Genomic DNA, 24,398 nt, shown 5'->3' with positions numbered 1-24,398 from the left:
CTCAGGCGGCGACCGGCTGCTTGCTCCCCTTCTCCCCCGCCGCAGCGCTCTCCGCGGACCCGGCGGCCGGAGTGCCCTGGGCGGGCTTGCGCATGCCCTTGAGGACGATCACCAGGGCGGTACTGACGCAGACGCCCGCGGCGATGGCGACGAGGTAGAGGAACGGGTTGCCGATCAGCGGGACCACGAAGATTCCGCCGTGCGGGGCGCGCAGCGTGGCGCCGAACATCATCGACAGTGCGCCGGTGACCGCGCCGCCCGCCATCGCGGACGGGATGACCCGGAGCGGGTCGGCCGCGGCGAACGGGATCGCGCCCTCGGAGATGAAGGAGGCGCCCAGCACCCAGGCGGCCTTGCCGTTCTCGCGCTCGGCCGGGGTGAAGAGCTTGCCGCGTACGGTCGTGGCCAGGGCCATCGCCAGCGGCGGGACCATGCCGGCCGCCATCACCGCGGCCATGATCTTCATCGCGGAGTCACTGGGGGCGGCCACGGCGATGCCGGCGGTGGCGAAGGTGTAGGCCACCTTGTTGACCGGGCCGCCCAGGTCGAAGCACATCATCAGGCCGAGCAGGGCGCCGAGCAGGACCGCGTTGGTGCCGGTGAGGCCGCTGAGCCAGTCGGTCATGCCCTTCTGGGCGGCGGCGATGGGCTTGCCGATCACCACGAACATCAGGAAGCCGACGACCGCCGAGGAGATCAGCGGGATCACCACCACCGGCATGATGCCGCGCATGGCCGCCGGTATGTTCACCCGCTGGATCGCCAGCACCACACCACCGGCGATCAGACCGGCCGCGAGGCCGCCGAGGAAGCCCGCGTTGATGCTGAGCGAGATCGCGCCGCCGACGAAGCCGGGGACGAGGCCGGGCCGGTCGGCCATGCCGTAGGCGATGTACCCGGCGAGCACCGGAACCAGGAAGTTGAAGGCCATGCCGCCGATCTGGAACAGCAGCGCGCCCCAACTGTCGGCCTGGGTCCACACGAAGTGGTCCATGACGGAGGGCGCCTTGTTGACCGTCCAGCCGCCGATGGCGAAGCCCAGAGCGATCAGCAGACCGCCCGCGGCGACGAATGGCACCATGTAACTGACGCCGGACATCAACCATTTGCGAAGTTTTGTCCCGTACCCCTCCGTGGATTCGCCCGCGCGGTCCACGGGGGTGGCGGCCGCGTCGGCAGGGGCGGTCCGCTCGCCGCGTTCCGCCTTGGCGCGGACCTCGGAGATGAGTTCGGCGGGGCGGTTGATGCCCGCCTTCACGCCGACGTCCACCGTGGGCTTGCCGGCGAAACGGTCCTTCTCGCGCACCGGCACGTCGTGGGCGAAGACCACGCCGTCCGCCGCAGCGATCACCGCCGGGTCGAGCCGGGTGAACCCCGCCGAGCCCTGCGTCTCGACGGTCACCTCGACGCCCGCCTCCCGGCCGGCGTTCTCCAGCGACTCGGCGGCCATGTACGTGTGGGCGATGCCGGTCGGGCAGGAGGTGACGGCGACGATGCGGAAGGGGCGCTCGTCCGAGGACTCCGGCGCCTTGGGGGTCGTACTGCCCGCCGCGGCTCCGGCGGAGGCCGCCGCCGGAGCCGCGGCGGTGTCTGTCGCCCCCGCGGCAGAGGCATCCCCGGCAGAAGCACCGTCAGCGGCCGCGCGCTCCGCGGCCTCCGCAGGTGTCACGTCACCCCGCACCAGTGCCGCCGCCGTCTCCGCGTCAAAGACTCCCCGCAGGGCGTCCGTGAACTCGGGGTTCATGAGCTGCCGGGCCAGTGAGGAGAGGATCGTGAGGTGGGCGTCGTCCGCCCCGGCCGGGGCCGCGATAAGGAAGATCAGGTCGGCCGGGCCGTCCGCCGCGCCGAAGTCGATCCCGGCCGCGCTGCGCCCGAAGGCGAGGGTCGGCTCGGTGACGTGCTCGCTGCGGCAGTGCGGGATGCCGATGCCGCCGTCGAGACCGGTCGGCATCTGGGCCTCGCGGGCGGCCACGTCGGCGAGGAAGCCGTCCAGGTCGGTCACCCGCCCCTTGGCCACCATGCGCTCGGCGAGGGCACGCGCCGCCGCTTCCTTGTTCTCGGCGGACAGGTCGAGGTCGACCAGGTCCGCGGTGATCATCTCGCTCATCGCGGGCTCCTTTGCTCGCGTATCGCCCTGCTGTGTGGGGTGGGCGCACCATGAATGGGGACGTGGGGGCGGGGACAACCAGGTTGTCCGTACAGGCCGTTCATGACACCGGCTCCGTCAGCGCCCGGTCGACCGGCACGTCCGAGGTGACCGTGACCGAGGCGGGGTCCAGATCGGCGGGCGTCGGCATGACGCTGCCCGGCAACCGCACAGCGGCCGCACCGTGTGCCACGGCGGAGGCGAGGGCGTCGGGCCCGCTGCCCCCGGCGATCAGGAACCCGGCGAGGGAGGAGTCCCCCGCGCCGACGTTGCTGCGCACGGCGGCCACGCGGGCGGTGCCGAACCAGGCGCCCTCGTCGTCCACCAGCAACTGCCCGTCGGCGCCCAGGCTGGCCAGGACCGCGCGGGCACCCATGGCCCGCAGTTCCTCGGCCGCCTTCACCGCGTCGCCCACCGTGGACAGCGGGCGGCCGACGGCGGCGGACAGTTCCTCGGCGTTGGGCTTGACCACGTCGGGCCGGGCCCGCAGCGCCTCCAGCAGAGCGGGCCCCGAGGTGTCCAGCGCGATGCGGGCGCCGCCGGAGTGGGCGCGGGAGACGACATCGGCGTACCAGGACGGGGCGAGACCCCGCGGGAGGCTGCCGCAGCAGGCGATCCAGTCGGCGTCGGCCGAATGCGTGCGCACGGCGCCGAGGAGCGACTCCTCCTCGGCCGGGGTCAGTTCCGGACCCGGCGCGTTGATCTTCGTCAGGACGCCGTCCGCCTCCGCCAGCGCGATGTTGGACCGGGTGGCCCCGGCGACCGGCACGGGCGCGACCTCGATGCCCTGGGCGTCCAGCAGCTCCGCGATCAGGGCGCCGGGCGCGCCGCCGAGGGGCAGGACGGCGAGGGTGCGCCTGCCGGCTGCGGCGACGGCGCGGGAGACGTTGACGCCCTTGCCACCGGGGTCCATCCGCTCGCCGGAGGCGCGGATGACCTCGCCGCGCTCCAGGACGGGAACCTCGTAGGTGCGGTCCAGGGACGGGTTGGGGGTGACGGTGAGGATCATGCGCGTACTACTTCCGTGCCGCCGCGCTCGATGACGGCCGCGTCTTCGGGGCTGAGCCCGCTGTCGGTGATCAGCAGGTCCACGTCGCTCAGGTCGCCGAAGCGGGCGAAGTGCTCCTGGCCGTGCTTGGCGGAGTCCGCGAGCAGGACGACCCGGCGGGCGGCGGCGACGGCCGCGCGCTTGACGGCGGCCTCGGCGAGGTCGGGGGTGGTCAGACCGTGCTCGGCGGAGAAGCCGTTGGCGGCGACGAAGGCCACGTCGGCGCGGATCTCGCCGTAGGCGCGCAGGGCCCAGGCGTCGACGGCGGCGCGGGTGCGGTTGCGCACCCGGCCGCCGACGAGGTGGAGCTGGAGGCCGGGGTGGTCCGCGAGGCGGGCGGCGATCGGCAGGCTGTGGGTGACGGCGGTGAGCGTCGCCTCCAGCGGGATCGCGGCGGCCAGCCGGGCCACGGTGGTGCCCGCGTCGAGGATGACCGTGCCGTCGACGGGGAGTTCCGCGAGCGCGGCCTTGGCGATGCGGTCCTTCTCGTCGGCGGCGGTGGACTCGCGCTCGCTGAGGTCGGGCTCGAAGTCGAGGCGGCCGGCCGGGATGGCGCCGCCGTGCACCCGGCGGACCAGGCCCGCGCGGTCGAGGGCCTTCAGATCACGGCGGATGGTCTCCGCCGTCACCTGGAACACCTCGGCCAGCGACAGCACGTCCACCCGGCCGCCGTCACGGGCGAGCCGCAGGATCTCCTGCTGACGCTCCGGTGCGTACATGTCCGCCTGCCTCCGAACCTCGGCCCACCGTCCCGGCTTGTGCCCGAACGTGTGGTTTCTCTGCGAGGCTACGCCCGAGTTTCCGGAAAGTAAACGGGCTCGGGCTTCATTCGGACATGAACGGAACTTCAGCAGACGGGCCCGGACGCGGGTGCGGACGGGGCCGCGGACCCGCTCAGACCGTCGCCGGCTCCCGCGCCGCCACCGGCTCGTCCCCGCCCTCCACATGCTGTGCGGGCCGCTTGGGCAGCGCCGCCATCAGCAGGAAGATCAGCGCCATGACCCCGGCCACCCACCACAGCGCGTGCTGGAAGGCGTTCACGAAGGCCGGGCCGACCTGCGCCGGAGCCAGCCGGTCCGCGATCTGCCCGAAGAAGACGACGGACACCAGGCCGAGCCCGAGCGCGTTGCCCATCTGCTGCACGGTGTTGAGCAGACCGGAGGCCGATCCGGCGTGCTCGCGCGGCACCTCGGAGAGGATCGCGTCGGTCAGCGGGGCCACGATCAGACCCATGCCGGCGCCCATCACGACCAGCGGGAGCGCCATCTGCCAGGAGGCGATGGCCATGCCGTACCGGTCGGCCTCCCAGATGTAGAGGAGCACGCCGAGCCCCATGGTCAGGGCGCCGGCCTGGAGCACCTTGCGGCCGAAGCGCGGCACGAGGAACTGCACCGACAGCGCGGCGGCCGTCGACACCGCGAGCGAGAAGGGCACCCCCGTCAGCCCGGCGCGCAGCGCGCTCCAGCCGAGGCCGATCTGCATGTACAGCGTCCAGACCAGGAAGAAGACACCGAGCGCGAGCCCGAACACGGTCTGTACGGCGATCCCGGCGGCGAAGCTGCGCACCCGGAACAGGGACAGCTCGACCAGCGGGGAGCCGTCGCGGGCCGCCTTGCGCCGCTCGTAGGCGACCAGTGCGGCGAAGACCGGCAGCGAGCCCGCCATCAGCAGGTGGCCCCAGAGCGGCCAGCCCAGTTCGCGGCCTCGGGTGAGCGGGTAGAGCAGCATCAGCAGGCCCAGGGTGACCAGGGCGACGCCGACGAGGTCCAGCTTGAGGGCGCGCGGTGCGCGGGACTCGGTGATGTAGCGGCGGCCGAGCAGCACGGCGGCGATGCCGACGGGCAGGTTGATCAGGAAGATGGGCCGCCACTCCAAGCCGAACAGGTTCCACTCGGTGAGCAGGGCGCCGAGCAGCGGGCCGGAGACCGCGCCGAGGCCGACGACCCCGCCGAACAGGCCGAACACCTTGCCGCGTTCATGGGCGGGGAAGGTGGCGTGCACGATGGAGAGCACCTGCGGGACCATCATCGCGGCCATGCCGCCCTGGAGGACGCGGGCCGCGACCAGCATCGCCGGGTCGATGGCGAAGCCGCACAGCGCCGAGGCGATCGTGAAGCCGCCGACGCCGAGCAGGAACAGCCGCCTGCGGCCGTGGATGTCACCGAGCCGGCCGCCGGTGATCAGACCTGCCGCGAACGCCAGCGCGTACCCCGCGGTGATCCACTGGATCTGGCCGAACGAGGCGCCCTCGTCCCGCTGGATGGAGGGGATGGCTATGTTCACGATCGTCACGTCGACGAGGTCCATGAAGGCCGCGGTCATCACGATGGCGAGCGCGATCCAGCGGCGCCGGTCCGCGCCGGAGGTCTGTTCCGTTGAGGTCATGTCCGCCACGCTAGTGACCCACTAGGACAGGACGTGTCCTAGATGTGCGGCATGCTCGAACGCATGACGACGGACACCCCGGCCCGGCTGCTGACGCTCCTGTCCCTCCTCCAGACCCCGCGCGAATGGCCCGGCGGTGAGCTGGCCGGCCGGCTGGGGGTCTCCCGCCGTACGGTCCGGCGCGACATCGACCGGCTGCGCGAGCTGGGCTACCCGGTGCAGGCCAGCAAGGGCGCGGAGGGCGGGTACCGGCTGGTGGCGGGCAAGGCGATGCCGCCGCTGGTGCTGGACGACGAGGAGGCCGTCGCCATCGCGGTCGGGCTGCGCGCGGGCGCCGGGCACGCGGTGGAGGGAGTGGACGAGGCGTCGGTGCGGGCGCTGGCCAAGCTGGAGCAGGTGCTCCCGGCCCGGCTGCGCCGCCAGGTGGCCACCCTCCAGGCCGCGACCACCCCGCTGACCAGCGGCGACGGTCCGTCCATCGCACCGGAGACGCTGACCGTGATCGCGTCCACCATCGCCGGCCACGAGCGGCTCCGCTTCGCCTACCGCGCCGGGGACGGCAGCGACTCGCGCCGGCTGACCGAGCCGTACCGGCTGGTGTCCACCGGGCGGCGCTGGTACCTCGTCGCCTACGACCTCGACCGCGAGGACTGGCGCACCTTCCGGGTGGACCGGGTCGGCGACCCCTTCGCCACCGGCGCCCGCTTCACCCCGCGCGAGCTGCCCTCCGGCGACGCGGCGGAGTATCTGCGCCGCTCGATCCAACGGCGCAACGAGACCTGGGAGTTCACCGTCCGCTTCGCCGCCCCGGCCGAGCGGATCGCCGCCCGTGTCCCCCACTGGTTCGGCGCCCCCGAGCCGGACGGCCCGGACCACTGCCTCCTGCATGGCACCACCGGCGACCCGGTGGAGTGGCTGGCGGTCCGGCTGGCGATGACGGGACACGAGTTCACCGTGCGGGGTCCGGACGTACTGGCCGGTGCGGTACGGGAGTTGGGGGCGCGGCTGCTGCGTGCCGGGGGCGCCTGAGCGGGAGGCTGCTCAGCGAGAGCGAACTCGGGGGCGGCAACGGCTCGTTGGCCGGGCCGGCCCGGAACGACTGGAGCGGGTGGGCAACCATGCGCCGGCAGGCCGCGCGCCCGGCGCACCAGGGCCGCCGGCACCCGCCCGGCCCCCGCCCGGCCCGCACCCGCGCCTTCGCCTGCACCGGTCCGCCGTACCGTCCGGGAAGGCCCCCGGCCGGTCAGTCCTGCGGCGCGCCCCAGGCGAAGTCGCCCAGGGCCACCAGGTTGCCGATGGCGAGGGCGGCGGGGCCGGACGGCCCGGTGGGGGCGGACTCGGTGAGGGCCCAGGTCTCCACGGCCACGCGGACGGCCGCGCCCGCGACGGCGGCGGCGAAGCGGAGGTGGGGGGTGGCGGCAACGTTGTCGGCGTCGTCCTGGGCGGGCGTCAGCCGCGCGGCCAGCGCCTCCGCGAGTTCCGTCTCCGACGCCTGGCAGACCTCCGCCCAGACCTTGCCGAGCGCCGGGCTGGTGTGGGCCATGCGGATCAGGGTGCGGGCCCACTCCCAGGCGGACACGGAGACACCGACGCCGGGAGCGAGGGTGCGGTCGACGGCGTGCCGGAGGGCCTCGGGGAGGGTGAGGTGGGCCGGGGCGGCGCGCACGGCCTCGGTCCAGAGCTGGGCGCCGGCCGCGTACAGCGGGGCCACCGCCTCCTCCTTGGAGGCGAAGTAGCGGTAGAAGGTGCGCGGGGCGATGCCCGCCGCGTGCGCGATGTCCTCGGCGCGGGTGGCCCGCAGGCCCTGCCGTACGAAGAGGGTCGCGGCGGCGCGGGCGATCTCCATACGGGTCTCGGCCTTCCGGCGCTCGGTCAGGGAAGCAGCCGGAGAAGCCGGGTAGGAACGCCTTTGAGCGGTGGTGCCGGTGTTGCCGGTGTTACGGGTGGTACGGGGCGTGCTCATCTCGGCAGGCTATGCCCCTGTGGCAGAATCTGCCATTCGGCGGGTCACCCCGTGGTTCAGGTGCGGGGTGACCCGCTTTCCCATGCCCGGACCCTGAGCGCGAAGGCACGAAAAAGCCGGGCCCCGGCGCCGGGGGGGGATGGCGCCGGAGCCCGGCCGGGAAGTCCCGACGCCGGGGGGGATGACGTCGGAACTGGTCCGTGGGCCCGCCCCCGGAGGGGCGGGCCTTACGTGGCGGTGGGGACGCCGCGCGGTATTCGGTGGGAGTGCGGCCCCCGGAGCCTGGACTCCGGTGCCCGCAAGGGTTGTTCCCGCGCCCGGAGGCGTTGAAGCGACGGGACCGCGCCATGTTGGCACCGCATTCCGCCACCGCGCGTGACCCACCCCCCGGGGTCCTACGCCGCCGCGTCGAACCCCGTGTCGTGGGCGAGCTTCTTCAGCTCCAGCAGGGCGTGCTTCTCTATCTGCCGGATGCGCTCGCGGGTCAGTCCGTGCTCCTTGCCGACCTCGGTGAGCGTCCGCTCGCGGCCGTCCTCGATGCCGTACCGCATCTTGATGATCGACGCGGTGCGCTCGTCCAGGCGGCCGATCAGGTCGTCCAGCTCCTCGCGGCGCAGCAGGCTGAGCACCGACTGCTCGGGCGAGACCGCGGAGGTGTCCTCCAGCAGGTCGCCGAACTGGGTCTCGCCCTCGTCGTCCACCGACATGTTCAGCGAGACCGGGTCACGGGACCAGTCGAGCACGTCGGTGACGCGCTCCGGCGTGGAGCCCAGCTCGGCCGCGATCTCCGCGGGCTCCGGGTCCCGGCCGTGCTCCCGGTTGAACTCGCGCTGCACCCGGCGGATACGGCCCAGCTCCTCCACAAGGTGGACGGGGAGCCGGATGGTGCGGGACTGGTCGGCGATCGAGCGGGTGATGGCCTGGCGAATCCACCAGGTCGCGTACGTGGAGAACTTGAAGCCCTTGCGGTAGTCGAACTTCTCGACCGCGCGCACCAGGCCCGCGTTCCCCTCCTGGATCAGGTCGAGCAGGGGCAGGCCGCTGCGCGGGTAGCGCCGGGCGACGGCCACGACCAGGCGGAGGTTGGAGCGGATGAAGACGTCCTTGGCCCGCTCGCCCGCCTCGAACAGCTCCTCCAGCTCTTCGCGGGTCGCCTCGGTGCCGGTCTCCTCCTGGCCGTCGAGGACCTGGCGCGCGAACACGCCGGCCTCGATGGTCTGGGACAGCTCGACCTCCTTGGCGGCGTCGAGCAGGGGCGTACGCGCGATCTCGTCGAGGTACATGCCGACCAGGTCGCGGTCGGCGATCTCGCCGCCGCGCACGCGGACGCTGCTTGCCGAGTCGGCCGTCTGTCCCCCAGAGCCCGGAGCCTGGGAGGTGCCCCCATTGGCGGACTTACGACGGGCGACGGCGCGGGTTGCCATGCGTGCTCCCTTGCGGTGGTGGCTGGCAGGTGGTCCTGGCGAACGCTCGGCACTCCGGACCCTCCCTCGGGACTCTCCTCGGGTGCCCTGCATCCGTGGGAAACAACGACTGGAATCCGGACAGAATTCCCAACCGACCCCTCGATTTTTCTGATCATGCAGTACCCTGTCTCGCCACAGAGGGGGTCCATATGGCGCCGAACGGTACGGAAGTGCAGGTCAGGCCGGGAACTGAGGCCGATCTCGACGCTCTGACCGCGCTCTACAACCACTATGTGACTGAGACGGCCATCACATTCGACCTGACCCCGTTCACCCCCGTGGAGCGCCGCCCGTGGCTGCTCTCCCACCCGGAAGACGGCCCGCACCGCCTCCTGGTTGCCACGGACCCGGATTCCCGTCGCGTCCTCGGCTACGCCACCTCCGGCCCCCACCGCCCCAAGGCCGCGTACGCCCCCTCGGTGGAGACCTCGGTCTACCTGGCCCCGGACGCGACCGGCCGGGGCATGGGCACCCTGCTCTACGACGCCCTCTTCACCGCACTGGCCGGGGAGGACGTGCACCGGGCCTTCGCCGGCATCACCCAGCCGAACGAGGCGTCGGTCAAGCTGCACGAGCGCTTCGGCTTCCGGCACCTGGGCACCTTCGGCGAGGTCGGCCGCAAATTCGGCCGCTACTGGGACGTGGCCTGGTACCAGAAGGACCTGAGGTCCGGCTGAGCCACCGGCTCGGTCCGGGCCGGCCCGGACGCCTCAGCCGAACTGCACGGACCGCTTGGCGAGCCCCATCCAGAACCCGTCGATCACCGACTTGTGCGCGTCCGCGCCGGCCGCGCCGAGCGTGACGAACAGTGGCGCGAAATGTTCGGTCCGCGGGTGGGCGAGCTTCCCGGCCGGGGCCTTGGTCTCGAAGTCCAGCAGCGCGTCCCAGTCCCCCGCGTCCAGCGCGGCCCGGCCCCAGTCGTCGAACTCCTCGGACCAGCCCGGCACACCGCCGGCGTGCCGGAGCGCGGCCAGGTTGTGGGTGAAGAAGCCGGAGCCGACGATCAGCACACCCTCGTCACGCAGCGGCGCGAGCCTGCGGCCGAGGTCCATCAGCCGGGCCGGGTCGAGGGTGGGCAGGGAGACCTGGAGGACGGGGATGTCGGCCTCGGGGAACATCTCGACGAGCGGGACGTAGGCGCCGTGGTCGAGTCCCCGGTCCGGGATGTCCTGGACGGGGGTGCCGGGGGCACGCAGCAGCTTGCGCACGGATTCGGCCAGTTCGGGGGCGCCGGGGGCGTCGTACCGTACGCGGTAGTAGTGCTCGGGGAAGCCCCAGAAGTCGTAGACGAGCGGGGCGGTGTGGGTGGCGCCGAGGGCGAGGGGGGCCTCCTCCCAGTGGGCGGAGACCATCAGGATCGCCCTGGGGCGGGGCAGTCCCGCGGCCCAGGCGGCGAGCTGGCCGGGCCAGACGGGGTCGTCGGCGAGCGGCGGGGCGCCATGACTGAGATAGAGAGCGGGCATGCGGTCCGGAGCGGACGGCTCGGCGGTGTGGTGCATGACGGCTCCTCCCTGGGGGACCTCAGCCATGGACGCCGAGGCTTTGCTTTAACTCTCAAGCATTACTCGGCCAGGTTACGCCCGACTAGTTCAAGTTTCAAGAAGGTGGCTCGTACAGTGGGAGACATGAACTCGGCATCCACCCCGGCAGCGGCGCCGGCACCCGGACACCGCTGGCTCACCGACGACGAGCAGCGCGTCTGGCGGGCGTATCTGCACGCGACCACGCTGCTGGAGGACCACCTCGACCGGCAGCTCCAGCGCGACGCGGGCATGCCGCACATCTACTACGGCCTCCTCGTCGGCCTCGCCGAGGCCCCGCGCCGCAGACTGCGGATGACCGAGCTGGCCCGGAAGTCGAAGATCACCCGCTCCCGGCTCTCGCACGCGATCGCCCGGCTGGAGAAGAGCGGCTGGGTGCGCCGCGAGGACTGCCCCTCGGACAAGCGCGGCCAGTTCGCGGTGCTCACCGAGGAGGGCGCCGAGGTGCTGCGCCGTACCGCGCCGGGCCATGTCACCGCCGTACGGCAGGCGCTGTTCGACCGGCTGAGCCCGGCGCAGCAGAAGGCCCTCGGCGAGATCATGGAGATCGTCGCCGAGGGCCTTCAGCCGAGCGAGGCGGGTGCGGACCTGCCCTGGCTCCGCTGAGTCCCGCTGGGGGCAGTGCTAGTGGGCGACCACCGGCACCGGGATCTCGTCCTCGGCACCGTCACCGGAGGCCATCTTGACGGCGCCCGGCTTGCCCGCGTTGACCATGGTGAACGCGATCAGCGAGGCGACCGCCAGGATGCCGACGGCGAACCAGATGGCCGTGCTGTACCCGTGCACCATGGCCTGGAGCTTGACCAACTGCTGCTGCGGCACCGCGGTCGCGGACGCGATGTGGTCCTTGACGTACGAGGTGGTCGCGGACGCGGCGATGGTGTTCAGCAGGGCGGTGCCGATCGCGCCGCCGACCTGCTGCGAGGTGTTGACCATGGCGGAGGCGACACCCGCGTCGCGGGGCTCGACGCCCTGGGTCGCCAGCGACATCGCCGGCATGAAGGCCGTACCCATGCCGAGGCCGAGCAGCACCATCGCGGGCAGCAGCAGGGCGGCGTAGGAGGAACCGATCTCGAGCTGGGTCAGCAGCAGCATGCCGAGCGCGGCGAGCGCGAAGCCGGGGCCCATCAGCAGCCGGGCCGGGACCCGGATCATCAGGCGGGCGCCGATCTGGGTGGAGCCGGTGATCATGCCCGCGACCATCGGCAGGAACGCGAAGCCGGTCTTGACCGGGGAGTAGCCCTTCACGACCTGGAGGTAGTAGGTCAGGAAGAGGAACAGGCCGAACATGCCGATGATGGCGAGGCCGAGGGAGAGGTAGATGCCGCCCCGGCTGCGGTCGGCGACCACGCGCAGCGGCAGCAGCGGCGCCTTGACCCGCTGCTCGACCAGGACGAACGCCAGCAGCAGCACCACGGAGGCGACGAACATCGAGATGGTGACCGCGTCGCTCCAGCCGTCGGACTCGGCGCGGGTGAAGCCGTACACCAGGGAGACCAGGCCGAGCGTGGAGAGGACCACGCCGGGGATGTCGAGCGGGGAGCGGTTGCGGCCGCCCTCGGGCTCCCGGATCACGAACCAGGCACCGGCCGCGGCGACGATGGCGAACGGCACGTTGACGAAGAAGGTCCAGCGCCAGTCGAGGTACTCGGTGAGGAAGCCGCCGAGGATCAGGCCGACGGCACCGCCGCCGCCCGCGATGGCGCCGTAGATGCCGAACGCCTTGGCGCGCTCCTTGGCGTCGGTGAACATCACGGCCAGCAGGGACAGCGCGGCCGGGGCGAGCAGGGCGCCGAAGACACCCTGGAGGGCGCGGGCGCCGAACATCATCACGCCGGTGGTGGCGGCGCCGCCGAGCGCGGAGGCCGCGGCGAAACCGGCGAGGCCGAGCAGGAAGGCGCGCTTGCGGCCCCACAGGTCGGCGATGCGGCCGCCGAAGAGCAGCAGACCGCCGAAGGCGAGCGCGTAGGCGGTGACGACCCACTGCCGGTTGCCGTCGGATATGCCGAGGTCCTGCTGGGCGGAGGGCAGGGCGATGTTCACGATGGTGGCGTCGAGGACGACCATGAGCTGGGCCAGCGCGATGAAGACGAGCGCCTTCCAGCGGTTGGCGTCGCCGCCGGGCGCGGCGGCCACCGGCGGCTTGGTGACTGTTTCGGACATGGGGGTACCCCGTTCGGGACTTCGGTCGGACGTATCGGACATGCGGGGCACGGTCGTACGGCTCGCGTACGCGCACAGGGCGTGCGGGGCCCCACCGGCTCGCCCTCGTTGGCGGCCGGGTGGCTTTTCAGGTGATTTCCGGGGCGCGGGCCCGGCGGATTCGTGAGTGGGATTCGGTCGGTCAGGTCAGGACTGGCGGAGATCCTCCATGGTCACGGCCGTACCGGGCAGGACGGAGCGGGCCGGGGCCCGCAGCCCGTCGAGGAAGAGTTGCAGGTGGCGGTGGACGAACCGGTCGGCGTCGAGGCAGGCGGTACCGGCCGGGGGCCGGCTGAGCTGGGCGGCGGCGACCATCAGGTCACCGACACCGACGTCGGTACGGAGCTGGCCGGCCGCCTTGGCGCGGTCCATGACCTCGGCGATCAGCGCCTCCACCCGTTCCCGCGCCGCCTCCAGGTCGGGGTGGTTGCGGTCGAAGGTGCTGGAGACCATCGGACACAGCGCGCTGATCCGCTCCTCGGCGGCGGCGTGCGCGAAGCGCTCCAGCGCGGCGAAGGCGTCGCCGGTCTCGGCCAGGGCGCACTTGGCGGCCTCGGCCGTGCGGTCCATGACGGAGCACAGGACCTCCCGGACCAGGGCGTCCCGGTCGGGAAAGTTGCGGTACAGGGTGGCGTTGCCGACGCCCGCGCGGCGGGCGATCTCGTCCAGCGGCACCTGGGGGCCGTGCTCGACGAACATCTCCCGTGCCGCGGTGATGATCCGCTCCCGGTTGCGGAGCGCGTCGGCACGGGGCCGGGGCGACGCCCTGCGGGCGGAGGGTGCGGTGCGCACGGCGGACACGGCGGGCTCCCCATCTGTACGGAGTGGACTCTTGGCTTCCGCTGATCCGGGGAGAAGCTCCCCGTTTTCGCGGACACAGGTCTAAACGGGGAAGCCCTCCCCGCTTATTTCCCGGTTCTCATGTGACCTGGGTCACACCTGGGCCGGAGAGCCGGCGATGCCCGCTCGCCCGGCCTTTTCACCCCCAACCGTAGGCGATTCACCCCTGCTCCTGCCGAAATCCCACGATCGGTCTCCCCCAGCGCGCGACCCCGGCTCCGGCGACTCAGGGTGAGCCCAAGGGCGCAGCCGGTTCACGGGGGCTGCCGTGGAGCGGGAGGTCCATGCATGCAGCCGCAGTCGCCCCGCCGCATACGCTCGCGCCGGATACGCCCGCGCCGCGTTGCCGCCCTCGCCTCGGTGACCGTGCTGACCTTCGCGGTCAGCACCTCGGCCGGGTCCGGGCAGCTCACGGCGCGCACCACCGCCGGGCCGAACGGGCTGATACGCACCGCCGCCCTGGCCCCCTGCATGATCCAGGGAGCGTCCGAGGTCCAGATGACCGAGGGCTTCCCCACCTCCACCGGCTACTCCCGCTCCACCGGCACCGTCCACGCCCTGACCCTGATGGTCGACTTCCCGGACACCCCCGGCGAGGGCAAGGCGATGGACCGCTTCCACGAGTTCTTCCCGAAGACCCAGGAATGGTTCGCCAAGGCGTCGTACGGCCGGCTCGACTACCGCGCCGAGACCCCGATCACCTCCTGGCTGCGGATGCCGAAGCCGTTCAAGGACTACGGCATAGAGCGCGGCGCCCCCTTCGACCCCGGCTACCGGCAACTGGTGCGGGACATCGTCTCCGCCGCCGACCCGGACGTGGACTTCCGCTCGTACGACCTGCTGAACGTGCTGGTCACCCCGAACGCCGGCCCCTCCGCCCTGGACACGGTCCTCTCCGTCACCTTCGCCGGCAACGGCGAGGCCCCGGTGGCCGACGGCACCCCGGTGGCCAACGCGTCCTTCGTCTACTCCCGCCAGGACGACGGCTCGGGCGCGTACGCGGACACGGGGTACCGGGTGCTGCCGCACGAGAACGGGCACACCTTCGGGCTGCCGGACCTGTACACGCAGGAGGGGGGCAGCGCGGTCGGGCACTGGGACATCATGAGCGAGGACTGGGGGGCCAACAACGACCTGCTGGGCTGGCACAAGTGGAAGCTGGGCTGGCTCCCGGCGTCCCAGGTGAGCTGCGCGACGGCGGCGGGGAGCGCGGACTACACCCTCTCCCCGCTCTCGCAGAAGTCCGGGGCGAAGCTGGTACTGGTCCCGCTGGACAACCGCACCGCGTACGCGCTGGAACTCCGCACCCAGGGCGGCAACGACGAGGCCGTCTGCAAGCCCGGCATCCTCGTCTACAAGGTCGACGCCTCCGTCGACACCGGCCGCGGCCCCATCACCGTCCACGACGCCCACCGCGACACCGGCGGCTGCACCCACAGCCCCAACGTCCACGCCGAACTCTCCGACGCCCCCTTCTCCCCCGGAGAAACCTTCAAGGACCCCTCGTCCGGCATCACGATCCACGTGGCGAGCGCCGGGCTCGACGGTCGCTACCGGGTACGGGTGACGCGCACGCACGCGGCGAAGGGCACGACGGCAGCGGCGGGACCGGTCCGGCCGGACCACGGCTGACCGGCCAAGTCCCGTCGACCGGCCACCCCTTCACCACCCCGGCCCCGCACACCCACCACCCCACCCCCGATCCGCTACCCTGTCAGGGGCAGCCACCAGGTGGCCGCCACACCCCGCCTTCGTAGCTCAGGGGATAGAGCACCGCTCTCCTAAAGCGGGTGTCGCAGGTTCGAATCCTGCCGGGGGCACAACGCGTTACGCCGCTGACCTGGGGTTTCTTCCCCAGGGAGGCGCTCTATTCGGCCTCGGACTCCTCGTCCGGGGCCGTTTGCGTGAGCGGTGCGTGAGCGGACGGAGAGTTGATCTCCGAAATTCCTCCCAACGGATCAGCATCATCCGGCACGGGCTCCGGGTCGGGATGCTTCGCGTCGTCGGGCTCTTCCGCCGCTTCGGAGGCGGTGTTTTCTGAGGTCGCGCGGGCGCGTGGGACGAGCCGGGCTGCGGCCTCGGCGATCGCCAGGTCCGCTTCGGGGAGCAGGCTCATGTAGGTGTCGGCCGTGATGGTGATCGAGGAGTGGCCGAGCATCTCCTGGATGTCCTTCAGGTCGGCCCCGGCCGCGTGGGCGAGGGTCGCGGCGCCGTGGCGGAGGTCGTGGAGCCGGACCGGCGGGAGGCCGATCTCCTCGTACAGCTCGATGAACCGCCCTGTGACGTTGGCGGGGTGGAGCATCTCACCGTTCTCCTTGGCGGAGACCCGCCCCCGTGGCCGCAACAATGATTTCTCGCGGCAGCGGAACACGGAGCATCGCTCTTCAGAGCAGGTCAGCGCAGTCTATGCAGCTAAAACGCCCCTCCTTTGCCCGCAAACTCGAAATAATTGGCGCCTGCCGACAAAACCTAGGGGGGAACGTGGCTCAGCTCGAACTCGAAGTGCTCACGGATGATGCGCCCGAGGCAGCCGCCTTCGAGGCGTACTGGCGACTCAACGAGGACGGTGAGACGTGGGCGCAGACCGTCACTGCCATCCGCGCGGAGTACGGGCTGAAGCCGCAGCAGATGACCCGCATCGCCCAGCAGGCGGGCACGGCCTACCTGACCGACTTGTTGTGCGAGTCCTGCGAGGACCCCTACGCCGTGTCCAGCCGCAGTGATCTCACTCAAGCCCTCCGTTTCGAAAGCTGGAAGTGCCCGAGCTGCCACGAACGCGAAGTGGAAGAGCAGGCCGCACGGGCTAAGGAACAGAAGGCACGGCGCCGTGCCGAGGTCTACGAGCAGTACCCCGTCCTGAACCGTCCCGACTTGGAGCCCGCCGACCTCACTCTTTTCGAGGCCATCGCTCTGCATACCCTTTTTAGCGACCCGGCAGTCGAAGACGCCGGGCTGACGTCTCCCACCGACATCTGGCCGAAGGAGCGCCGCTGGGCTCCTGAGCAGCTTCGGTATGACTTCGAGCGTGGGCTCCTGAAGGCTGTGCCGCGCCTGATCAAAGTGCACCCGGACTCGCACCTCGACGCCTTCGCCCTGGACGACGACGGGGAACTCAGCGATTCCTTCTACCTCGGCCGCGTCAGCTACTACCTCATGGGCCAGGCCGACAAGCTCACTGATCGGCACCCCCGCCTCCTCCAAGCTCTGAACCGCGCCTTCCGGGAAGGCCCGTGGCCGACCTCCTGGGCGGGCCAGTGGCGCGAGCTATGGGACGAACTGGTGCTGGCGGACGCACAGGGCTACCTCGCGATGAAGCTCGGCGAGCACCACCTTGAGATGAACCAGGGCGAGGGAACCCGCACCGCCCTCCGAGACGCCCTGAGCACCTTCAGCCTCGGCCAGGTCTTCAACTTCATCTACCGGGCGGCCAAGGACTCCGCCGCCTACTACCAGCGTGGCGGAGTGAACAAGCGGCAAGCCGCCAACAGCACCGTCGGGCGTATCAGCGCCAGCGCCGACAGGGCCCGCGCCAACGGCTGGGACGTCAAGCCCTTCGGTCGGCCCTGGAATCTCCCTCTCTCGGCCATCGGGGAGACGTTCTTCAGCAAGGTGATGTGGCAGCCAGACATGATGCAGGTGGCATCCCGCGACGCGCAGGTCCCCTTGCACGCCTGGCCCGCTGAAAACGCCGCCGAGGGCACAGAGGACGAGGGCTCCGAGGAAGTACCGCACCCGGTGCCTGGCATCGATGAGGAAGGCACCTGGATCGACCTCGGCAAGACTCCTGGTGCCACTCCGTGGCCGGACGTCAACGACCTCCTGAAGCTGGAGCCTGGGACGGTCACCGCGATCGTGTCCGTGCCAACTGCCGGTCGCTCGACAATGGCGCTGAACATCGCGCTGCACAATGCCACAGCCGAACGACTCACGGTCTTCAGCACCTGCGAGATCAACTCCGACACGATCGAGCGGAAGCTCGTCAGCGCCACCTGCGGAGCAGATCTGCGATACCCCGCCGACACGGTGGACTTCGACTCCGTGCGTAGCCGCGCATCAGAGTCCTCAGTCAGGGTGCCAGGCTGGCACACCCCGACCATCGGGCTCCCGCTCGAACAGGTCTTCCGGGAAGCCGCAACTACGGTCATCCCACCGCAGCGTGGTCGCCTTGCCCTGTGGGTGGTCGACACGATCCAGAGCTACAGCGAGCTGGACGAGGAGGGCTTGGCATTGAGCATGGACGTGGCACGCCGCATTGCGGAGGAACACAACCTCGCGGTTCTGATCACAGCCCGTGCGTTGAGCGAAGGGCCTGACGAGCCGCTCGAACTGCGACATGTCCCGACGCCTATCGCACGCGGCGCCAACACCATCGTTGAACTACATCGCGACGGGGTCTACTGGACCAACCTGCCCGACGCCGACTCAGCCACCGTGCGGGCTTTGAAGGTCGGAGGTAAGCAGTGCAAGGAATCCGTCTCTCTGAAATTCGAGGCGCCCTTCTGCCGTTTCGTCCGAACTGACAGGTGACCAAGCCCCCAGGAGACCTTCAGCGGTGCTGGCCCACGGCACACCGGGGCGCCCCAGTCGGGTGAATCAGCGTGGCCGTGCGCGAACCACAGGGCAGTCCGTGGGCGCCCCAACTCGGAGCGCCCATGGACTGCAGCACTGTCCCTCATCGACTACTGATCGATGGGGGCAACCTCGGGCACTATGAGCAGTGTCCTGGCGCTGCACCAACAGACACCTGGTCGCTGCCGCCGATCACGCGCCTGGCCGAAATCCCCCCTGAGCGCAGGGGGGAGTGCTCGCTGCCAGGGCCTATGCGCAGTCGCTTGGCGGCAGCCCGCAGGGCCTGCTCGCTGAACCGCGGCAAGCACAGCCGGCCTACTCATCCAAGTGCTGTAGTGGGATGGGCGCATCGAAGACGTCGACGACGAACTCCGAGGATCCGTTGCCCTCGAAGTCGACATCGCGGTCGCTGTGAAGCAACGTATGGATCCTTACCCAACGCCCCTCGGCACTCGCGTCCTCCGCCATATTTAGCGCGCTTCGAACGGGGCCGATGCCGCCAGTCAGCCGCTTACTCGTCCAGGTTTGCAGGAGCTTCACTTCTGCGGGAAGTGCCCATGTACGCGGCTCGGCGCTGGCTGGCACGGAAACCTCGTCACTGAGCAATTGCACAACCCAGTCGACGTCTCCATCGCTGCCGCGCTCGTTCGACATGCGAATGCCGAGCCCGATCATGTACGCGCCCTCAAGGTACTCCTCGAGTTCGTCATCGTTATCGCTGAAATAGACAGCGGGGCGAACCACGTCAATCGGCCCGAAGCCAGTGAAGGCTCCAAGCATCGGTGCGCACTTGTTCTTGAGATATTGCTGCGCGGCCATACGCACCGGCTTCGGGACTCGATCCAGCACCACTCCGAGAGACGCCTCGTCTCGGTCGGCCAGGAAGCAGTTGAGTGCATCGACCAGTTCCCCGGTCAGATGGAGATCGCCCGCTCCCAGCGTAGTGACCGCCTCCAACTCTTCGCGAGGGCCTTTGGCAAGGGCGAATACTCTGCTCCGCCCAGGACTCGTGTGTGCGATGAACGAATGAATCATTTCCTGTCTCACATCACGTCTCAGAGGCGGCACCAGCACGAACACGCGCGGATACCGCCACAAGTAAGGGGAAACCTGCCGATCAACGTGTCGTCTGAGCTACATGCTCGTTCGCATGGCCAAAGGCGGGTTGCTGTCAGACCCGGCACCTCAGCCCGGGTCCGCATGGCTAGCGGCAGGCTACCCGGGCGCAGGCGTGGTGACAATGGCGCACAAAGTCGTGAAGTAGGCGCAGACAGTGCCAGGGCGTCTTCAACGGTCGACGGATCAAGTAGCGCAAACCGCCAGGGCCACGCAGGTATGCGGCAGCGCCAATGAACCACTGTCACGCACGCTCCTCCTCGCTGCGTGATCGCAGTTCAGAAAGCCCCTTCGTCGAGATCCGCCTCATGCCAGGATCACCTGAGGCCCTGGTACTTGGCGGCCAGTCGGTCTAACACCACCAGCCCGAAGGAGCAGCATGGAACCCCGCAGCGCAACTGCTGTCGGCAGGGACTTCCCATACACCGCGAAGACCCTGTGCTACATCGAAGTCACCAAGGACGGCACGGTGTCCCAGGGCGTTGATGCCGGCGCTTACGCGCGAGCTCGCAGCGGGGAGTCGCGACTGTTCGCCGTATGGCCGGGGCCCTGGCGAAGCGACCTGTTCGTCATCGACGACCTCGACGAGTATGCCCGCGCACACGGGCTCCTTCACGATCAGCAGCGCACCGGGCTCGCTGACCACGAGCACGCCGTCCGCTGGACGCTGGACCCCAGCGAGAAGAAGCCGATGGGCAGCTACATCACTGTCCGCGTCCATCTGGACTGCGGATGCACCATCAATGACCTCGACGCGTTCGCCAAGCAGATGCGCGCCCAGCAAGGATGGGACATCGCCACGACTGGCGGGTGGGGTGGGAGTACCACATCAGGAACCTACATGCGCGTGCGTCGCAAGAGTCTGAACTCCTGACCGGCCTCGCGTGCGTGCGCGATGCGTGAGCGGACGGTCCAGCACAGGGCCTCACGAGCCGGATGGGGTACGACGCCGCAGGGCGCTGATCAGGCAGAACAGCGCCCTGCGGCAGAGTGGAACACCACCCGGCAAGGATCCAATGCCACTCCTAAAGCGGGTGTCGCAGGTTCGAATCCTGCCGGGGGCACCAACCGCAAGGCCCCGGACCGATCTTGGTCCGGGGCCTTTGTCGTCAGCGGTAGACGGGTGCGGCTCAGGCGGCGTGCGGGGTGAAGGTGACTCGGGAGTCGTCCTCGTCGATGGCGACGTTCAGAGTGCCGTCCAGCGCCTTGGCCAGGCGTCGCAGCAGGGGGAGGGTCGGGACTGTGTCGCCGCCCTCCATTCGGGATACCTGAGGCTGTGTCATGCCCGCTCGCCCGGCCAGTTCGGTCTGGGACAGGCCGAGCTCGATGCGCCGGTCGTAGACCGCCTGTCCGAGGTCGCCGGCCAGCCGGGCGTCGACGTACTCCTGGTCGTACTCCACCTCCTCGCCCGCGAGCTGTCGGGCTCGGCGCGTCTTCCACGTGCTGTGATTCATCAGCCCTCCTTGCGCCGATCGTAAGTGTGCTCGGCCCGGCCGTGCTCGGCCTCGCAGACCTTCTGTGCCTGCTGGGCCCGCTCGACTTCCACCGCCTCCCGCATTCTCGTCTTGCGGAACACGGTGAGCAGAACGATTCGACGGCCGGGAGCAAGCCAGTACGGGATGCGCACAGCCTCACCGTCCAGCTCGAAGCGCAGCTCGCGCAGCTTGCCGCCCAGGTGCCGTGAGTACGGCTCTCCCAGCGTCGTCGGCTCATCCAAGAGACGGTCGGTCTTGTCCTCGACGCGTCGGAAGAGCCGGAACGGAAGCAGGTCCAGCCAGTCCCGCACCTCGGGCTCGATCTCGATCTCCCACCGCCCCGTCATGCAATCGACGATATATACCATCGATTGCATAGCGCAAGCCCCGCAGGCTTCTGCTGCAGCGCCCCGTCGGGTAAGCGGGCCGCCCCGGGGAGGGGGATGGGGTGAAGACCCGGAGGGCACCCCGTGTTTATGTGGTGCTTACTTTTGCTGTAGCGTGCGCGCGTTCGAATTTTGTTCAGCTTCATAGAGAGAACGCCGATGAGCGCTTCGACGCCCCCCGCTGCCCCGAAGGACCCGTACTTCCCGCAGGAGCAGCCCGTTCCGGGGGCCGCGCCCGCGCCCGCGCCCGCCGCGCCTGCCAAGAAGGGCAAGGTGAAGAAGTTCTTCGGCATCGTGGCCCTGCTCGTCGCCGCCGTGGCGGTGAAGTTCGGGATCGCGTACGTGTTCAACTCGCCGGTGCACGCCGAGGCGGGCGACTGCGTTCGGGTCACCGGGTCGGAGAACAATCCCGAGGTCGACACCAAGGACTGCACCGACAAGGACGCCAACTACAAGGTGGTCAAGGTCGTCAAGGACACCTTCGACGTCAACGCCTGCACCGTCGGCGAGGCAGCGCTCGCGCAGGAGTGGGACGCGGAGAAGTTCGTGCTCTGCCTGGACCCCGTGAAGAAGTAGGTCAACTCCCGAGCCGGGTACGGCGGTTCATCCATGCCGCCACCACCGCCCCCGACACGTTGTGCCAGACCGAGAAGACCGCGGCGGGCAGAGCGGTCAGGGGGCTGAAGTACGTCGCCGCCAGGGACGCCGCCAGGCCGGAGTTCTGCATGCCGACCTCGAAGGCCATGGCCCGGCGGGCGGCGGGGTCGAGGCGGGCGAGGCGGGCGGCTCCGTAGCCGAGGGCGAGGCCGAAGGCGTTGTGGAGGACCACCGCCAGGAACACGATCGCGGCCGCCGCCTTCAGCGCGGAGGCGCTCGCCGCCACCACGATCAGGACGATCACCGCCACCGTCCCGGCCGACAGCCAGGGCAGCGCGGGCAGGCAGCGGCGGATCACCGGGGCGGCCAGGCGGCGGACCAGGAGCCCGGCCACCACCGGGACCAGGACCGTCTTCAGGATGTCCACGACCATCGGGCCCGCCTGGACATCCAGCATGTGCCCCGCGAGCAGCAGCACGAGGTACGGCGTGACCAGCGGGGCGAGCAGCGTGGAGACCGTCGCCACCGACATCGACAGGGCCACGTCGCCCTTGGCCAGGAACGTCACCACGTTGGACGCCGTACCGCTCGGCGTGCAGCCGACCAGGATGACCCCCACGGCCAGCGCCGGGGGCAGGTCCAGCAGCTCGGCGATCGCCCAGCCGAGGCCCGGCATGATCACGTAGTGCGCCACCAGGCCGAGCGCGACGACCCACGGGCGCTTGACCACGCCCTGGAAGTCCTCCGCCGTCATCGTCAGGCCCATGCAGAACATGACGACGCCGAGCAGGTACGGCACCGCCTCCTTGCCCGCGGCGAACGTCGACGGCATCAGCATCCCGACGGCGCCGGCGGCGAGCACGAGCAACGGGAAGACGGTCACGGCCCGTTTCGCCGTACGGTCGGCATCCGCCCCGCCGGCCCCGTCGGTTGCCGCCTCGACCGGTACGACCCGGCCCTCTGATTCCCGCACTCACCGCTCCCGCGTCCGCGTTCCGTCCTCGCGGACCACAACCGCCCGCCCGGTGATCGTGCCAGACCCGCCCCCGTCCGTGTAGGGCACACCTACCGCGGCCCCGCCCCCGCGCACCCCACGCACCGCGTGCTCGCCGGCCGTATCTCCAGCCGTTCCGCCGGGATCTCCGCCCCGCACCGCTCGCAGACCCCGTACCGCCCCTCGCTCAGCCGGACCAGGGCCTCGTCGAGGTGGTCCAGGTGCTGGCGGGCCCGGGTGAGGAGGGAGGCCACGTGGGCTCGCTCGAAGGCGGTGCTGGAGCCGTCGGGGTCGTGTTCGTCGTCCACGGCGACGAGGGCGTTCGCGTCGACGATGGCCTGGAAATCCCTGGTCAGGGCCTCGATCTGGGTCAGGGTGGCCGCGCGGTCGGCCGCGAGGCGGGCCTCGAAGTCGGCATTTCCGGGCATCTCGGTCATCTATGCCTCAGCGTCCAGCGGGACGGCCGTATTCCGGGCCGGGGTACGGCCCGCCAGCGCCAGCCCCAGGGTCGCCGCCACCGACGCACCCGCCATCACCGTCATCCCGGTCGCCGGAGACGTGACCTGGGCCAGCGACCCCGCCACCCCCGCACTCACCCCCTGCATGGTCAGCATCCCCGCCGAATGCAGCCCCAGGGCGTGGCCGGACAGCGCGTCCGGAGTCAGGGACATCAGCCGCTCCTGCTGGACCAGACTCGCACCGAACCCGACAGAGGCCAGCGTCACGCACACGACCGCGGGCCCCAGCGGAGGATGCGCCGCGAAGGCCAGGTACGGCACCGCGAGCAGGAGCAGCAGCGGTGTCGCCAGGTGCGCCCGCACCGCCGGAGGCAGCAGGCGGCCCACCGTGACATCGCCCGCCAGCATCCCCACCGCCCCGCAGGCGAACAGCGCGCCCGCCGACTCGGGGGCGTACGAGACGTACAGCGACTCGCAGCCGACGACCAGGCCGTTGGGGACCCAGAGGCCGAGGTAGGTGAGGCGGCGGGGGCGGGAGGACCACAGGACTGCGTTGGTGTGCCAGGTCGCCGCGACGGACGGGCGGCCGGTGGCGCGGGGCGGGCGATCGGTGAGGCCGAGGCGGAGCGTGAGGGCGGCGGTCAGGTACAGGGCGGCGGCGAGCAGGAGGCACACGCGCGGGGAGATCGTGGCCAGGAGGAGCCCACCGGTGGCGAACCCGACCGTCTGCATGAGGCCGTTGAGGATGTTGAAGAGGGAACGCCCGGGCAGATAGCCGTCCTTGGTGAGGATCTCGTTCAGCAGGCCCCAGCGCACGCCCCCGCCCAGCGCGGCCACCAGGCCCAACAGCAGGACCACGGCGAGGAGTACGCCCGGCGGCAGTCCCGGTACCGCCTGGAAGGCCGTGCCCGCCGCGAAGGTCGCCGCGATGGCGGACAGTGCCGTACGCGGGGGCAGGCGGTCGGAGCCGGAGAGCAGGAAGGTCGCGCCGACGACCTGTGCGAGGGCCGGGCCGAACATGCTGAGCGCCGAGAGCAGCGGGGAGCCGGTGGCCCGGTAGACGAGGGTGCCGAGCGCGAGTCCGCCCATGGTCTGGGCGGCGGTCTGCGCGGAGGCGGCGAGGAAGAGAGGGGTGAACTCCGGTGTGCGGAACAGGGATCGGTAGCTGGGCATGCCGGGAGTCTCGGCCGGGCACCGGGGGCCTCGTTATTG

The 24,398-nt window shown here is 70.7% G+C and carries 23 protein-coding genes and 1 tRNA gene; 8 read left to right on the top strand and 16 right to left on the bottom strand.

Annotated elements, in window-relative coordinates:
* Position 1: 1 nt before the first annotated feature.
* The 4 genes from ACZ3HQ_RS17200 to ACZ3HQ_RS17185 all read right to left on the bottom strand — a co-directional run bounded on the left by ACZ3HQ_RS17200 (position 2) and on the right by ACZ3HQ_RS17185 (position 5,579).
* Positions 2-2,107: a PTS fructose transporter subunit IIABC gene (locus ACZ3HQ_RS17200; RefSeq protein ID WP_467511691.1), complete on the bottom strand. Its 2,106-nt coding sequence runs from the start codon at positions 2,105-2,107 to the stop codon at positions 2-4.
* A gap of 100 nt (positions 2,108-2,207) precedes the next feature.
* Complete coding sequence (gene pfkB, locus ACZ3HQ_RS17195; RefSeq protein ID WP_467511689.1) at positions 2,208-3,155, bottom strand: 1-phosphofructokinase; 948 nt, start codon at positions 3,153-3,155, stop codon at positions 2,208-2,210.
* Positions 3,152-3,913: a DeoR/GlpR family DNA-binding transcription regulator gene (locus ACZ3HQ_RS17190; RefSeq protein ID WP_135787710.1), complete on the bottom strand. Its 762-nt coding sequence runs from the start codon at positions 3,911-3,913 to the stop codon at positions 3,152-3,154. The genes pfkB and ACZ3HQ_RS17190 overlap by 4 nt, the downstream gene beginning before the upstream one ends.
* 175 nt (positions 3,914-4,088) lie before the next feature.
* Positions 4,089-5,579 (bottom strand): MFS transporter, encoded by a 1,491-nt coding sequence (locus ACZ3HQ_RS17185; protein ID WP_467511687.1) that lies wholly within the window; start codon positions 5,577-5,579, stop codon positions 4,089-4,091.
* A gap of 63 nt (positions 5,580-5,642) precedes the next feature.
* Between ACZ3HQ_RS17185 and ACZ3HQ_RS17180 the strand changes: the two genes are divergently transcribed.
* Positions 5,643-6,608 (top strand): helix-turn-helix transcriptional regulator, encoded by a 966-nt coding sequence (locus ACZ3HQ_RS17180; protein ID WP_467511685.1) that lies wholly within the window; start codon positions 5,643-5,645, stop codon positions 6,606-6,608.
* A 214-nt stretch (positions 6,609-6,822) separates the two neighbouring features.
* On the opposite strand, the gene ACZ3HQ_RS17175 is transcribed toward ACZ3HQ_RS17180, so the two are convergent.
* Both ACZ3HQ_RS17175 and ACZ3HQ_RS17170 read right to left on the bottom strand, forming a co-directional pair.
* A complete protein-coding gene (locus tag ACZ3HQ_RS17175) occupies positions 6,823-7,425 on the bottom strand; it encodes a TetR/AcrR family transcriptional regulator (RefSeq protein WP_467512022.1) in 603 nt (200 codons plus the stop codon).
* A gap of 512 nt (positions 7,426-7,937) precedes the next feature.
* Complete coding sequence (locus tag ACZ3HQ_RS17170) at positions 7,938-8,966, bottom strand: sigma-70 family RNA polymerase sigma factor (protein WP_467511683.1); 1,029 nt, start codon at positions 8,964-8,966, stop codon at positions 7,938-7,940.
* Positions 8,967-9,157: 191 nt separating this feature from the next.
* Here ACZ3HQ_RS17170 and ACZ3HQ_RS17165 point away from each other — a divergent pair, with 191 nt between their 5' ends.
* Positions 9,158-9,685 carry a GNAT family N-acetyltransferase gene (locus ACZ3HQ_RS17165; RefSeq protein ID WP_467511681.1) on the top strand — a complete coding sequence of 176 codons (528 nt, stop codon included), beginning with the start codon at positions 9,158-9,160 and terminating at the stop codon, positions 9,683-9,685.
* Between the two features lie 33 nt (positions 9,686-9,718).
* Here the strand turns inward: ACZ3HQ_RS17165 and ACZ3HQ_RS17160 are convergent, their stop codons facing one another.
* Positions 9,719-10,507 (bottom strand): dioxygenase family protein, encoded by a 789-nt coding sequence (locus ACZ3HQ_RS17160; protein ID WP_467511679.1) that lies wholly within the window; start codon positions 10,505-10,507, stop codon positions 9,719-9,721.
* A gap of 126 nt (positions 10,508-10,633) precedes the next feature.
* On the opposite strand from ACZ3HQ_RS17160, the gene ACZ3HQ_RS17155 reads away from it, so the two are divergent.
* Positions 10,634-11,155, top strand: a complete 522-nt coding sequence (locus tag ACZ3HQ_RS17155; protein WP_467511677.1) for a MarR family winged helix-turn-helix transcriptional regulator — start codon at positions 10,634-10,636, stop codon at positions 11,153-11,155.
* An 18-nt stretch (positions 11,156-11,173) separates the two neighbouring features.
* On the opposite strand, the gene ACZ3HQ_RS17150 is transcribed toward ACZ3HQ_RS17155, so the two are convergent.
* Positions 11,174-12,712, bottom strand: a complete 1,539-nt coding sequence (locus ACZ3HQ_RS17150) for an MFS transporter (protein ID WP_467511675.1) — start codon at positions 12,710-12,712, stop codon at positions 11,174-11,176.
* A gap of 186 nt (positions 12,713-12,898) precedes the next feature.
* On the bottom strand, positions 12,899-13,543 hold the full coding sequence (locus tag ACZ3HQ_RS17145; protein ID WP_467512020.1) for a TetR/AcrR family transcriptional regulator: 645 nt from the start codon (positions 13,541-13,543) through the stop codon (positions 12,899-12,901).
* A gap of 336 nt (positions 13,544-13,879) precedes the next feature.
* Between ACZ3HQ_RS17145 and ACZ3HQ_RS17140 the strand changes: the two genes are divergently transcribed.
* Both ACZ3HQ_RS17140 and ACZ3HQ_RS17135 read left to right on the top strand, forming a co-directional pair.
* The gene (locus tag ACZ3HQ_RS17140; RefSeq protein WP_467511673.1) at positions 13,880-15,223 is read left to right on the top strand and encodes a M6 family metalloprotease domain-containing protein; all 1,344 of its coding nucleotides are present in this window, start codon (positions 13,880-13,882) and stop codon (positions 15,221-15,223) included.
* A gap of 115 nt (positions 15,224-15,338) precedes the next feature.
* A tRNA-Arg gene (locus ACZ3HQ_RS17135) sits at positions 15,339-15,411 on the top strand.
* A gap of 47 nt (positions 15,412-15,458) precedes the next feature.
* Here ACZ3HQ_RS17135 and ACZ3HQ_RS17130 read toward each other — a convergent pair.
* On the bottom strand, positions 15,459-15,893 hold the full coding sequence (locus tag ACZ3HQ_RS17130; protein WP_467511672.1) for a tyrosine-type recombinase/integrase: 435 nt from the start codon (positions 15,891-15,893) through the stop codon (positions 15,459-15,461).
* Positions 15,894-16,072: 179 nt separating this feature from the next.
* Here ACZ3HQ_RS17130 and ACZ3HQ_RS17125 point away from each other — a divergent pair, with 179 nt between their 5' ends.
* The gene (locus ACZ3HQ_RS17125) at positions 16,073-18,118 is read left to right on the top strand and encodes a hypothetical protein (RefSeq protein WP_467511670.1); all 2,046 of its coding nucleotides are present in this window, start codon (positions 16,073-16,075) and stop codon (positions 18,116-18,118) included.
* 357 nt (positions 18,119-18,475) lie between these two features.
* Here the strand turns inward: ACZ3HQ_RS17125 and ACZ3HQ_RS17120 are convergent, their stop codons facing one another.
* The gene (locus ACZ3HQ_RS17120; RefSeq protein ID WP_467511668.1) at positions 18,476-19,240 is read right to left on the bottom strand and encodes a hypothetical protein; all 765 of its coding nucleotides are present in this window, start codon (positions 19,238-19,240) and stop codon (positions 18,476-18,478) included.
* A 415-nt stretch (positions 19,241-19,655) separates the two neighbouring features.
* Here ACZ3HQ_RS17120 and ACZ3HQ_RS17115 point away from each other — a divergent pair, with 415 nt between their 5' ends.
* Positions 19,656-20,150, top strand: coding sequence for a hypothetical protein (locus ACZ3HQ_RS17115; protein WP_467511666.1), 495 nt, complete (start codon positions 19,656-19,658; stop codon positions 20,148-20,150).
* A gap of 256 nt (positions 20,151-20,406) precedes the next feature.
* Here ACZ3HQ_RS17115 and ACZ3HQ_RS17110 read toward each other — a convergent pair whose 3' ends face one another.
* Both ACZ3HQ_RS17110 and ACZ3HQ_RS17105 read right to left on the bottom strand, forming a co-directional pair.
* Positions 20,407-20,730 (bottom strand): helix-turn-helix domain-containing protein, encoded by a 324-nt coding sequence (locus ACZ3HQ_RS17110; protein WP_467511664.1) that lies wholly within the window; start codon positions 20,728-20,730, stop codon positions 20,407-20,409.
* Positions 20,730-21,098 (bottom strand): type II toxin-antitoxin system RelE/ParE family toxin, encoded by a 369-nt coding sequence (locus ACZ3HQ_RS17105; RefSeq protein WP_467511662.1) that lies wholly within the window; start codon positions 21,096-21,098, stop codon positions 20,730-20,732. Before ACZ3HQ_RS17105 ends, ACZ3HQ_RS17110 begins: the two co-directional genes overlap by 1 nt.
* Positions 21,099-21,296: 198 nt before the next feature.
* On the opposite strand from ACZ3HQ_RS17105, the gene ACZ3HQ_RS17100 reads away from it, so the two are divergent.
* A complete protein-coding gene (locus tag ACZ3HQ_RS17100) occupies positions 21,297-21,713 on the top strand; it encodes an LppU/SCO3897 family protein (protein WP_467511660.1) in 417 nt (138 codons plus the stop codon).
* A gap of 1 nt (position 21,714) precedes the next feature.
* Here the strand turns inward: ACZ3HQ_RS17100 and ACZ3HQ_RS17095 are convergent, their stop codons facing one another.
* The 3 genes from ACZ3HQ_RS17095 to ACZ3HQ_RS17085 all read right to left on the bottom strand — a co-directional run bounded on the left by ACZ3HQ_RS17095 (position 21,715) and on the right by ACZ3HQ_RS17085 (position 24,359).
* Positions 21,715-22,707 (bottom strand): bile acid:sodium symporter family protein, encoded by a 993-nt coding sequence (locus ACZ3HQ_RS17095; protein WP_467511658.1) that lies wholly within the window; start codon positions 22,705-22,707, stop codon positions 21,715-21,717.
* 92 nt (positions 22,708-22,799) lie between these two features.
* The gene (locus tag ACZ3HQ_RS17090) at positions 22,800-23,165 is read right to left on the bottom strand and encodes a TraR/DksA family transcriptional regulator (RefSeq protein ID WP_467511656.1); all 366 of its coding nucleotides are present in this window, start codon (positions 23,163-23,165) and stop codon (positions 22,800-22,802) included.
* The gene (locus tag ACZ3HQ_RS17085) at positions 23,166-24,359 is read right to left on the bottom strand and encodes an MFS transporter (protein WP_467511654.1); all 1,194 of its coding nucleotides are present in this window, start codon (positions 24,357-24,359) and stop codon (positions 23,166-23,168) included.
* Positions 24,360-24,398: the final 39 nt, after the last annotated feature.

It is taken from the genome of Streptomyces sp. NPDC018263, assembly GCF_055562575.1.
This window is presented reverse-complemented; position numbering and strand designations above follow the sequence as displayed.